Below are 11,371 nucleotides of genomic sequence, written 5' to 3'. Positions count from 1 at the left end.
ATGCGGGGACAATGCTCCCCGCCCATTCCACGAGACTCCCGCGTCGGCCGAGCCCGCCGTGTGGCACGACGATGGCAGTGCCTCGTTCGCATGAACCGGATCTCGAACGCTCTCTCGACCGGGTTTTCCGCGGCTCTCGCGGTTTCGGCGCTGGTCCTCCCGGTGAACGAGGCGAACGCCTTTCCCTGGTCTGGATTCGAGTGGACCTTGAAGGACAGCGGCGACACGCCGGTCGGCCCGGGCCCGAACCCGTTCTCGGGGGCCAACGTGTTCGTCGACGAGCAAAACCGCCTGCACATGCTCATCGAGGACGAGGACGGCGACGGCGTGTGGTCATGCGCCGAAATCATCTCCACGCGCGCCGTCGGCTTCGGCACGTACACGATGACCCTGGACACGCCGATCCGGCAAGTCCACAACCAGGCGGTCCTCGGTTTCTTCACCTGGAGCGACCAGGGCAGCACGAATACGGAGATCGACGTGGAGATCGCGCGGTTCCGCGGCACGGCCGCGAACGATCCGAGGCTCGTGCATTCGGTGCAGCCGCGCAGCTCGCATTACGCGGTCCCCACCACCTGGGCCGGCGCGTCGCTCCACCAGTTCGTCTGGACGAACACACGCGTCAATTTCACGAGCCGCCCCCTCGCCGGCGCGGCGAATCCCATCACCTCCCGCATCAACAATCCGCCGCGGCCGCTTTCCACGACGAACCTCCGCATCAACTTCTGGCTGCGCGCCGGCACGGCGCCTGCCGGGGCCACGAGCCCGCTCGAGGTCATCATCCGGAGCGTGACCTACACCCCGTCCTGACGTCCCCGGCCTCGATTGTGAAGAAGTTCGTGCCTGCCCGGCGTGCGTTGACAGCCGGCGCGGGGAGCCGCAAGCTCCTGTCACGGCGCGAGGCATGAGGCCCGCGCTCGAAACACCCGCCGGGCGCGCTGAGCCCCGGCGAGGAGGAATGAACATGCATCCTGCATTCGTGGCGTGGTGGCGCGCGGGCCGAGGCGGCTCGTGTGGCCCCGAGGGTTGGTCCGGCGATCGTCGTGCGTGGTTCGGGGGCGGCTGCGGCCCCGGGAGAGGCGGCCGCCATGGGCACGGCGGCGGCCATGGACACGGCGGCGGCGACGACCTGCCCGGCGGCTCCGACTTCGACGGAGCGGGCGGCGGCAACTTCGGCGTGCGCCGGCCGCTGCGATTCCTGGCCCATCGGCTGGAGCTCGACGACGGGCAAATCGCGGAGCTCGCGACGATCCTGGACGAGCTGAAAATCGAGCGGGCGCAAGCCGCGGTGGATCATCGGCGCTCGACGAGCGCGTTCGCCGACGCGGTCCTCGGCGACAAGATCGATGATACGCGGCTCGATGAGATCCGCGCGGATCGGGTGAAGAGCGCCGAGCGGCTGCAGGCGTCGGTGGTGCGCGCGATCGGGCGCATTCACGCGATCCTGTCGGCCGAGCAGCGGAAGAAGCTCGCCTATCTCCTGCGAACGGGCGCCCTCGCGATCTGATGTTGCCCCGTGTGGGGGGCTCCGGCCCCCCACACGCCTTGTCATGACACGCGCGGCGCTGGTAAAGGGTTTTCATGAGCAAACCCGTCATCGCCGTCGTCGGCGCGGGCCCCGGCGTGGGCCTCGCCGTGGCTCGCCGATTCACCCGTGAAGGCTTCACCGCGGCCCTGATCGCGCGCCGCCCCGAAGCCCTCGACGAATACGTCTCCGAGCTTCGGCGCGCGGGCGCCGAGGCCCATGGATTCGCCGCAGACGCCGCGGACGAGGGCTCGCTCCGGAACGCCTTCGCCACCCTCAAAGAGCGCCTCGGCGCGCCCTCGGTCCTCGTTTACAACGCCGCGGTCCTGAAGCAGGGCCGGCCGTCCGAGCTCGCCGTCGAGGACCTCCTCTCCGACTTCCGCATCAATGTCGGCGGCGCCATCGTGGCCGCGCAGGCCGTCCTGCCCGACATGCGCGCCCAAAAGAAGGGCACGATTCTCCTCACGGGCGGCGGCCTCGCGCTCACGCCGTTCCCCGCGTATGCCTCCCTCGCCATCGGCAAGGCCGCCATTCGCAACCTCACGTTCAGCCTCGGCGCGGAGGTCGAGCCCGACGGGATCCAGGTCGCCACGGTGACGATCTGCGGCTTCGTCAAGCCCGGCACCCATTTCGATCCCGACCGCATCGCCGATGCCTACTGGACCCTGCACACGCAGGAGCCCGGCAAGCGCGAACGCGAGATCGTTTACAGGTAAAGCTTCCCCGGCGAGCGGCTCAACGGCCGAGATATCGCGTCTCGCCCACGTCGAGGATCCAGAGTTTGTCCTCGGCGCCGCCTTCGGCCTGCCACGCCGCGCGCGCCCGCTCGGGCGGCTCGCCGATCGGCTCGTCCGTCAGCTTGAACGTCCCCCAATGCATGGCCACGAAATGCTTTGCCCCGAGCATTTTCGCGGCCGACGCCGCCTCCTCGGGCCCCATGTGCTGCGGTTCCATGAACCAGCGCGGCTCGTACGCGCCGATCGGGAGCATCGCCCAGTCGATCGGCCCCGCCCGCCGGCCAATCTCCTCGAACGTGTCCCAGTACGCGGTATCGCCCGAATGATACGCCGCGCCCTCGGGCCCGCGGATCACGTATCCACCCCAGAGCGCGTCATTCCGATCCCAGGGAAAATGCATCGACCAGTGCCGCGCCGGCACGAGCGTGATTTCGAGCGAATCGATCCCCGTCGTCTCCCACCAGTCGAGCTCCACGATCTTCGCCGAGGCGCCCGCCGCCTTCAAAAAGCGCGCATTGCCGAGCGGCGCCACGTACGTCGGCCGATCGCCGAGCCTTTCGATGCTCCACGGATCGAGGTGATCCCGGTGGTTGTGCGTGATCACGACGATGTCGATCGGCGGCAACGCCTGCCACGCGATCCCCGGCGCGACGAGCCGCTTGATCGGGCCGATCCGCTCGCCGAGGACCGGATCGAAGAGGATGTTCTTCTTGCCGAGCGTGAGCAGAAAGCTCGCGTGCCCGATCCAGCAGAGGCTCGGCTCGGGGCTCTTCACGAGGTCCGCGTCGTGCGGGCGGGTCGGCGTGACGAACCCGCCCGGATCCTTGATCTTCTTGCCTTTCAGCGGATCGAGGACCCGCCAGCGGAAGAGGTCGGCCGGGCCGCGGCGAGGCTGGGTGGCGAGGTGATCGAATCGACCCACGGGACCTCCTCTTTCTCGTTTCGCGTTAGCTCACGATACGCAGGCTCTTGCCGACGAGGACCTCGTTGTGGCTGCCGACGCGGTAGCCGGCGAGGTCGAGCGTGACGTACTTGAAGCCGTGCTCCTTGCCCGCCGCGACGATGGCGTCGCGGATCTCCGGCTCGGCCGCGCGCCCGAGCTCGGCGAGCGCGAGCTCGATCCGCGCGAGCTCGCCGTGGTAGCGCACGCGCACCTGCCGGAAGCCGAGCCGCTTCAGCGAGGCCTCGAAGCCGCCGATCTGCGAGAGCCGCTCGCGCGTGACGCTCGTGCCGTACGGGATGCGGCTCGACAGGCAGGCGGCCGCGGGCTTGTCCCAGATGGGCAGCCCCATCGTCGCCGCGCCCGCCCGGACGTCGGCCTTCGTGAAGCCGAGCTCGACGAGCGGGCTCACCACGCCGGCGAGCCGCGCCGCTTCGAGCCCCGGCCGGTAATCGCCGAGATCGTCGACGTTCGTCCCGTTCAGGATCGCGGCGAGGCCCCACTCGACCCGCTTCTGCGCGGCGATGCGATAAAGCTCGCTCTTGCAGTGGAAGCAGCGGTCGGGGTTGTTCGCGACGTAGCCGGGATCCTCGATCTCGTTCGACGTGACCAGCCGATGATCGGCGCCGATCGAGCGGGCGACCGCGATGGCGTCCTCGTGTTCGCCCGGCGCGAGGCTCGGCGAGACGGCCGTCATCCCGACGGCGCGAGGCCCGAGGGCTGCGTGGGCGGCCGCGAGCACGAACGCGCTGTCGACGCCGCCGGAGTAACAGACGAGGACCGATCCGAGCTCGATGAGCTTCGCGCGCAGGCGAGCGAGCTTGTCCTCGATGGCAGGTGCTTCGGCCATGGGCTGAGGATGTAACACGCCGTCAGTCCCCGGGAGGGGAGGCGGCCTGCTTTTCGTCGGTCTTCTCCGGGGCTGCGGCGGGCGCGGGCTCGTTCGCCTTTCCGCCGTCCGCCTTCGTCTCCTCGGGTTTGGCCTCGCCCGAGGGCGTCTTCGGTGTGTACTCGAACACCTGCAGGTTTGGTTCGAGCAGCTTGAAGATGCCCTTCTGCACGTCGTCGCCCATCTGGCCGGTGATCACTGCGATCCAGTGCGGGTGCGTGTTCGCGGCCTGTTCGAGGCGGTTCCACATGCGGGGCCGGAGGCTCACGCGCGCGCCGCGCTTGCCGAAGTCGACCTGAAACTCCTTCCAGCCGTTCTTGTCCGTGGTGACCTCGGTGGGGAGTCGGTTGATCTTGATGGTGACCTCGAGCTTGCCGACGAGCGCCATACGAGCCTCCACGCCCAAGGGACGGTGCCCAAATCGGAGCCGGAACACAAGTCGGGCTCGTCTCGCACCGAGTTACTTGCGGGAGAAGGCCGGAATGGGTGACGCTTGGGGCCTCTCATGAACCGCACCTCGCTTGGAAGGTCCGTCGCGCTCGCCGCGACGCTGGGGGCGATCGCCGCGCTCGTCGGCTGCTCGGACAACCGCCTGCCGCCCGTGCCCGTGCCGAAGGCGGAGCAGAAGAGCCAGCTTCCGCGCTGGTACCCCGAGAAGGCCTGGACCGCGAAGGAAGGCCAGAGCCAGATCTACATCGAGGGCAAGGTCGTCTTCGAGACGGGCAGCGCCACGATCCGCAAGTTCGGCGAGAGCGAGAAGGTGCTGAAGACGCTGCTCGCGTTCATCAACGAGCACCCCGAGGTCACGCGGCTGCGGATCGAGGGGCATACGGACGACATGGGCGCCGACGACAAGAACGCGGAGCTCAGCGCCCGGCGCGCGCTCAGCGTGTGCAACTGGCTCGTCGACAACGGCATAAGTCACCTGCGGCTGCTCGCCGTGGGCTTCGGCGAGACGAAGCCGATCGCGCCGAACGAGCTTGAAATGGGCCGCGCCGAGAACCGCCGCACCGAGTTCCACGTCGCCGAGGTCGACGGCAAGCCTTTCCTCGGCAAGGACCCGACGGCGGGCGGCATGGTGCTCGACGTGCCGAGCCTCGAAGAGCGCAAGGCCGAGGAAGAGGCGCGCAAGAAGCCGGTCATCGCCGTCGTGCCCACCCTGAACTTCAAGCCCACGGGCAACGAAGTGAAGAAGGTCGAGGGCAAGCAGATCTCGCTCGACCCGACGCAGAAGAAGCCCGAGCAGAAGAAGTAGATCGGGCTCGGCGCCTAGGGCCCGAGGTGCCGCGTGGCCGGGTTCGGCGTGCGGTACTGATCGAGCATCGCGAGCGTCTCGTGCAGCGACTGCCAGTAGTCGAGCACGTTGCCCTTGGGCGTCGCGTATTCGAGGAAGAGGTTGTCGTCGGTGGAGACGATCGGCTTGCCTTCCGTCTCGGCGACGAACCGATCGAGCTCCTCGCCGGATGCCACGAGCTCGTCGAGCAGGCCTGGCAGCGTGCCTTTGCCGAGCGTCTCGCGGATCGCGGGCACGGTGGCCAGGCGATCGAGCTCGGCGCGTGAGGCGACGAGGGGCCGCGCGCTCGCCACGAGGATGCCCTGCGAGCCGCCGACGAAGAGCGCGACGTGTGGGAAGACGACGCGCAGCGTGCGCACGATGGCGGCGAGCTCGCGCCTGCGGATGTGGTGGAGCTGCACCCACTGCTGGAGGATGCCGCCGTCGGCGAGGCGCGCTCGTACGAGCTCGTAGAATTCGCGGCTGTAGAGGCTCGCGGCGCCCGCGAACCACACGCTCGTGAGCTCCATCGTGACGAGGTCGTATCCGCCGGGCGAGACGAGCAGGTGGTTCCGGCCGTCTTCGAGCGAGAGCACGGTGCGCGGATCGTCGAGCGAGTTTCGCGCCGGTCCCGAGAAATACTTCCGCGACGCGTCCACGATGGCGGGCGAGATCTCGGCGACCTCGATGCGCTCCCACGGATAGGCGGCGATCGTGCCGAGCGTCGTGCCCGTGCCGAGGCCGATGACGAGCACGCGCTTCTCCGTGCCGCGGAGGAACATCGAGGGGAAGTGCGCGAACCTTCGCTGCGCGGCCATCTCGGGGCCGTTGTCGCCCTGGAATTTGCCGTTCGTGTAGAGCGTGAGCACCTCCGCGCGCCGCGCCACCGTGGTCACGCCGCCGTGCACGTCCTCGCGCACCATCTCGATGCGATCGGGCGGCGGGCCCGCGGAGAAGTACACGTTCGCGCCGTTCGTCATGCGCGCCATGTCCCAGCGCGGGAGCACGAGCGCGATGACGATCGCGGCGGCGGGTAGGCCGAAGCGCGACACGGCCGAGCCCTTCTCGCCGGCGGCCACGCGTGACGCGAGCACCGAGGCGATCGCGAGAGCCGCGACCACGCCGAGGAGCGTGCCCTGCGAGCCGAGCGCCGGGAGGATGAAGTATCCCGTGATGATCGAGCCGAAGATCGTGCCGACCGTGTTCACCACGGTCAGACGACCGACACGCGCGCCGACGTCGGGCATCGAGGCGACGCGGTGGAGCAGGAGCGGAAACGTCGTGCCGAGGAAGACCGTTGGGACTGCAAGGATCAGGAGCGCGGCGAGGGCGCGGACGAGCTCGCGGCCGGCCCAGGAGTGCACGTGTTTGCCTGCGAAGAGGAAGAGCCGCGGGAGCTCGGCCCAGAGCGGCATCGTGACCGCGAGCGAGATCGCGGCGGCGCCGAGGCCGAGGGCGAGCGCGCGAGCGCCGCGCTTTTCGGCGAGGGCAGGGGAGCGCGCCGCGCCGATCGCCAGGCACACGAGGAAGACCGCGAGCATCAGGCCGAATGCGTACGCGCTGTTGCCGATGAGCAGCGCGAGCAGGTGCGTCTCGACGACCTCGGCCGCGAACACGATGAAGCCCGAGGCGAACGCGAACGCGAGCGCCGTTCCTTCGTGGTACGGACCGTGATCCTGGGCGGTGGGCGCCGGGGTTTTCGGGGTCTCGTCGGTTGCCTCGTTCGTCCCTTTTGCCGCGGGCGCCGGGCTCTCCGCGGGCGCGCGCCGGCCCGCGACGATCGCGGTCAGGCCGATCGTCACGTTCGCGAGCGCCGCAGCCCAGATCGTGCCGCGCACGCCGAGCGCGGGCAGGACGAGGTACGCGCTCGTCAGCGCGCCGATCGCGCCGCCGGCCGTGTTGATGGCGTAGAGAAGCGACAGCCTGCGCCGGCTGCGCTCGCCGACCTCGCCGGCGACGACGCGCGACAGGATCGGCAGCGTCGCGCCCATCGCCACGGTCGGAACGATGACCACGAGCGCGGTCAGCGCGCCGCGCGCCGCCGTGAGGATCGCGAGCGAGCCCGGCGCCTTCTGCGCGACGTGGACGTACGCCTTGGTGAGGGCTTCGAGCGCGGCGGGCGAGGCGGCGACGACGAGGCCGACGATGATCTCCAGCACCCCGTAGGCCACGAGCGGGCGGGCGATGCGTGCGGCGCGCTTGCCGCCGAGGTGCGCGCCGAGCGCCATGCCTCCCATGAATGCGGCGAGCACCGTGCTCACGGCGTACGCGGTCGCGCCGAAGACGTAGCCGAGCAGCTTGCCGAACGCGACCTCGTAGAGGAGCCCGGTCGAGCCGGAGACGAGGAAGAGCGTCACGACGAGGGAAAACCGAGGTCGCACGCCGCGGACGATAGTCGAAGGGGCCGAGATCGCACGGCGCGAAAAAGGCCATCGGCGCTGATCCCGGCGCGCGTGGCCCGCGGTATCCTCGGAGCCTGATGCGTGGCCCTGTGATGAAGATCGAGGACATCGCCGTTCGTTACGGCGATTGCTGGTCCATCCGTTCGGCCACGATCACCCTCGAACCCGGCGTGATCCACGCGATCCTCGGGGAAAACGGGGCGGGCAAGTCGACGCTGCTCAAGGCGGCGATCGGGGTCGCCCCGCGCGTGGCGGGCACGGTGCGGATCGAGGGAGGCGCGGGCACCATTGGAATGGTGCACCAGCACTTCATGCTGGTCTCCGCGTTCACGGCGCTCGAGAACCTCGTCCTCGGAAACGAGCCCACGGGCTCGTTCGGGCGTCTCGACCTTGCGAAGGCGCGACGCGAGGCCGAGGCGCTCATGGAAAAGACGGGGCTTCGGGTGAACCTCGACGCGCGCACCTCGGATCTCGCGGTGGGCGAGCGGCAGCGGCTGGAGATCCTGCGCGTGCTCTACCGCGGCGCGCGCGCGATCCTGCTCGACGAGCCGACCGCGGTGCTCTCGCCGCTCGAAGCGGAGGAGCTCTACACGACGCTCGGCGCGCTCGCCGAGGAAGGCGCGACGATCGCGGTCGTCACGCACCGCATGGACGAGGTCATCCGCTTCGCCGGCCACGTGACGATCATGCGGCGCGGCAGGACCGTGCTCTCGCGGCCGATCGCAGCGGAGGAGCGCAGCGATCCGAAGCGGCTGGAGGACGTGCTCACGCGAGCGATCATGGGCGGAGAGCCGCCGCCCGAGACGAGCCCGCCCGCGCTCGCGGAGGATGCGAAGGTCGAGCTCTCGATCGAGGACCTCGTGCTCGTCGACGCCGGGGGCGAACGTGTGCTCGACGGCCTCAACCTCACGGTGAAAAAGGGCGAAATCGTGGGGATCGCGGGCATCGAGGGCAACGGGCAGCGTGAGCTCGTGCGCGCCGTCGCGGGCCTCGAGCCCGGCGTCGCGGGATCGATCGTCCTCGGCGGGGCGCGCTTGCCAGCCGTTCGATCCACGGAGGATCTTCGCAAGCGGCGCCGCGCGATCGCCGTGGTCCACGAGGATCGTCACGCGGAGGGGCTCATGCTCGACGCGTCCGTGGGCGACAACCTCGTGCTCGGCGAGCTCGGCGAGATCGAGGGCCCGAGCGCGGAAGCTGCGCTGATTTCACGGCGGATCGAGCGGTTCGGCGTGATCCCGCCCGAGCCGGCGCGTCGTGCCGGGGACCTCTCCGGCGGCAACCAGCAGAAGGTCGTCGTGGCGCGCGCGCTCGATCGTATCGAGGCGAGCCCCGAGCGTGCGCTCGTCGTCCTCGGACAACCGACCCGCGGCGTCGACGTCGGCGCGGCGGCGACGATCCACGGCGCGATCGTCAAGGCCGCGGAAAAGGGCCTCGCCGTGCTCGTGGTGAGCGCGGACCTCGGCGAGCTCCGGCGCCTCTCGCATCGCATCCTCGTCATCCACCGCGGCCGCATCGTGGCCGAGCTCCCGCCCACGACCTCCGACGACGTCATCGGCCGGGCCATGCTCGGCATGGAGGACGCGTGAACGACAAACGCGCCCGCGCCCTGCTCCCGATCGTCCTCGCGATCGCGGGGGGCATCCTGCTCTTCAACTTGATCGCGTTCGCCTTCGGACAGGCGCCGGCCTCGGCGCTGCGCCTCGCGTTCGAGGGCACGTGGGGCACGCCGTACGGCCTCGGGCAGGTCCTCTTCAAGGCCACGCCGCTGCTCTTCACGGGCCTCGCGTTCGAGGTCGCGCTCCGCGCGGGCCTGTTCAACATCGGCGCCGAGGGACAACTCGCGCTCGCGAGCCTCGTGGGCGCGCTCGTCGCAGCGAAGCTACCCGCCTCGCTGCCCATGCCGATCGCCCTGCCGATCGTGCTCGCCTCCGCTGCCGCGGTCGGCGCGCTCGTCGCGTTCATCCCGGCGATCCTGCGCGCGCGCCGCGGCGTACACGAGATCATCACGGCGATCATGGTGAACCGCATCGTGGACGCGATCCTCCCGTGGACGTTCTCCACGGTACTCGGCTCCACCTCGCTCCGCACTGCGGACATCGCCCCCGGCGCCGCGCTCCCGCGCCTCGATCGTGTCGTCCCCTCGTTCGCGGGCAGCGCCGCGAGCTTCGCCTTTCCTCTCGCCGTCGTGATCGTCTTCGCCGCGATGTCGGCGCTCGATCGCACCAGGCCGGGTCGCGAGATCCGCTGGGTCGGCCTCCGCCCCGAGGCTTGCCGCGCCGAGGGCATCGACGTCGAGCGGCGCATGCTCCTCGCGATGCTCCTCTCCGGCGCGCTCGCCGCGCTCGCCGTCTCCTCCACGGCGCTCGGGTACAAGGGCTACTATGAGCTCGGCCTCGGCGCGGGCGCGGGGTGGAGCGGCATCGCGGTCGCGATGCTCGGCCGCGGCAAGGCGATCGGCATCGTGCTCGCCGCGATCTTCCTCGGCACGCTGGAGCAAGCCGGCCTCGCGGTGAACGCGCGTGTCCCGAAGGAGGCGATGGACGTCCTCGAAGCGACGCTCATCGTCCTCGTCGCCGTCGCGAGCCGCGTCGCCTCCAGAACCACGGGTGTCGTGCAGAGCGCCGACCCCGAGCCCGAACCTCCCTGCGACAAACCCGCCCCCACGCCTGCCTCCGAGGAGGCCCGCTCGTGAGCTCGATCTTCTCCCTCACCATGCTCGCCGAGTCGATCCGCATCGCCGTGCCTTATGCGTGCGCGGCGATCGGCGGCGTGTGGGCCGAGCGCGCGGGCGTCATCCAGATCGGCCTCGAAGGCATCCTGCTCACGGGCGCGTTCACCGCGGTCGCCGTCACGCACGCCACGCACAGCCCCACGCTCGGCCTCGTCGCGGCGATCGGCGCGGGCATCACGCTCTCGCTCGGCCACGGCCAGCTCACCGAGCGCGCCCGTGTCCACGCCGTCATCAGCGGCATCGCCTTGAACCTGCTCGCGCTCGCCGCGACCCGCATGGGCCTGCGCGCCCTCTACGACAGCGCCTCGAACTCGCCTGGCATCGAGGCGTTCCGGTTCGGCCCCACGGGCGCGACGGGCGGCGCGATGCTCCTGCGTGTCCTCGCCGATCCGGTCTTCTTCTGCGCCCTCGCCGCCGTCGCCGCGACCCCGTTCGTCCTACGAAACACCCGCTTCGGCTTGCGCGTCCGTGCCGCGGGGGAAAACCCCGTCGCGGCCGCGAGCGTGGGCATCTCCGTCACGCGTGTCCGCCTCGCCGCGCTCGCCGTCTCCGGCGCGATCTGCGCGCTCGGCGGCGCGCACCTCGCGTATGACCAGCAGCGCTTCGAGTCCGGCATGTCCGCGGGGCGCGGCTTCATCGCGCTCGCGGCCGTCGTCGTCTCGGGCTGGCGCGCGGGCCGCGCCGCGCTCGCGTGCCTCGTGTTCGGCGTGCTCGAAGCGCTGCAGATCGTGCTGCAGGACGAGGTCCGCAAGACGGCCATCGGTGATCTGATCCAGACGTTGCCCTACGTCGCGACGTTGCTCGTGCTCGCGCTCGCGCCGCGCCGCGCGGGCGCGCCGGAGGGGCTCGGCAAGCACGCGGCGCCGTGAACGAG

Annotated in this window: 11 protein-coding genes; 7 read left to right on the top strand and 4 right to left on the bottom strand. The window is 70.3% G+C overall.

What is annotated here, in order from left to right; translation table 11 throughout:
* The first annotated feature begins 90 nt into the window (after window positions 1-90).
* The 3 genes from QHF84_RS17290 (at window position 91) to QHF84_RS17280 (ending at window position 2,241) form a co-directional block, all read left to right on the top strand.
* Window positions 91-810 carry a hypothetical protein gene (locus QHF84_RS17290; protein WP_281314408.1) on the top strand — a complete coding sequence of 240 codons (720 nt, stop codon included), beginning with the start codon at window positions 91-93 and terminating at the stop codon, window positions 808-810.
* 154 nt (window positions 811-964) lie between these two features.
* Window positions 965-1,507 (top strand): Spy/CpxP family protein refolding chaperone, encoded by a 543-nt coding sequence (locus QHF84_RS17285; protein ID WP_281314407.1) that lies wholly within the window; start codon window positions 965-967, stop codon window positions 1,505-1,507.
* Window positions 1,508-1,581: 74 nt separating this feature from the next.
* On the top strand, window positions 1,582-2,241 hold the full coding sequence (locus QHF84_RS17280; protein ID WP_281314406.1) for an SDR family NAD(P)-dependent oxidoreductase: 660 nt from the start codon (window positions 1,582-1,584) through the stop codon (window positions 2,239-2,241).
* A 19-nt stretch (window positions 2,242-2,260) separates the two neighbouring features.
* Here QHF84_RS17280 and QHF84_RS17275 read toward each other — a convergent pair whose 3' ends face one another.
* From QHF84_RS17275 to QHF84_RS17265, 3 genes are read right to left on the bottom strand one after another with little or no spacing between them, the layout of a single operon-like run.
* On the bottom strand, window positions 2,261-3,184 hold the full coding sequence (locus QHF84_RS17275) for an MBL fold metallo-hydrolase (protein WP_281314405.1): 924 nt from the start codon (window positions 3,182-3,184) through the stop codon (window positions 2,261-2,263).
* Window positions 3,185-3,209: 25 nt separating this feature from the next.
* Window positions 3,210-4,052, bottom strand: coding sequence for an ATP-dependent sacrificial sulfur transferase LarE (gene larE, locus QHF84_RS17270; protein ID WP_281314404.1), 843 nt, complete (start codon window positions 4,050-4,052; stop codon window positions 3,210-3,212).
* A 22-nt stretch (window positions 4,053-4,074) separates the two neighbouring features.
* Window positions 4,075-4,479 (bottom strand): hypothetical protein, encoded by a 405-nt coding sequence (locus QHF84_RS17265; RefSeq protein WP_281314403.1) that lies wholly within the window; start codon window positions 4,477-4,479, stop codon window positions 4,075-4,077.
* Window positions 4,480-4,596: 117 nt separating this feature from the next.
* On the opposite strand from QHF84_RS17265, the gene QHF84_RS17260 reads away from it, so the two are divergent.
* On the top strand, window positions 4,597-5,346 hold the full coding sequence (locus tag QHF84_RS17260; RefSeq protein WP_281314402.1) for an OmpA family protein: 750 nt from the start codon (window positions 4,597-4,599) through the stop codon (window positions 5,344-5,346).
* 14 nt (window positions 5,347-5,360) lie between these two features.
* Here the strand turns inward: QHF84_RS17260 and QHF84_RS17255 are convergent, their stop codons facing one another.
* Window positions 5,361-7,745 carry a fused MFS/spermidine synthase gene (locus QHF84_RS17255; RefSeq protein ID WP_281314401.1) on the bottom strand — a complete coding sequence of 795 codons (2,385 nt, stop codon included), beginning with the start codon at window positions 7,743-7,745 and terminating at the stop codon, window positions 5,361-5,363.
* A gap of 98 nt (window positions 7,746-7,843) precedes the next feature.
* On the opposite strand from QHF84_RS17255, the gene QHF84_RS17250 reads away from it, so the two are divergent.
* The 3 genes from QHF84_RS17250 to QHF84_RS17240 are packed head-to-tail and all read left to right on the top strand — an operon-like array spanning window position 7,844 to window position 11,366.
* Window positions 7,844-9,352 carry an ATP-binding cassette domain-containing protein gene (locus QHF84_RS17250; RefSeq protein WP_281314400.1) on the top strand — a complete coding sequence of 503 codons (1,509 nt, stop codon included), beginning with the start codon at window positions 7,844-7,846 and terminating at the stop codon, window positions 9,350-9,352.
* Window positions 9,349-10,458, top strand: coding sequence for an ABC transporter permease (locus QHF84_RS17245; protein ID WP_281314399.1), 1,110 nt, complete (start codon window positions 9,349-9,351; stop codon window positions 10,456-10,458). Before QHF84_RS17250 ends, QHF84_RS17245 begins: the two co-directional genes overlap by 4 nt.
* Window positions 10,455-11,366, top strand: coding sequence for an ABC transporter permease (locus tag QHF84_RS17240; protein WP_281314398.1), 912 nt, complete (start codon window positions 10,455-10,457; stop codon window positions 11,364-11,366). Before QHF84_RS17245 ends, QHF84_RS17240 begins: the two co-directional genes overlap by 4 nt.
* Window positions 11,367-11,371 lie beyond the last annotated feature (5 nt).

The organism is Polyangium sp. y55x31 (genome assembly GCF_029946505.1).
GTDB lineage: Bacteria > Myxococcota_A > Polyangia > Polyangiales > Polyangiaceae > Polyangium.
The sequence above is the reverse complement of the archived record's forward strand: the minus strand, read 5'-3'. Positions and strand labels throughout refer to the sequence as shown.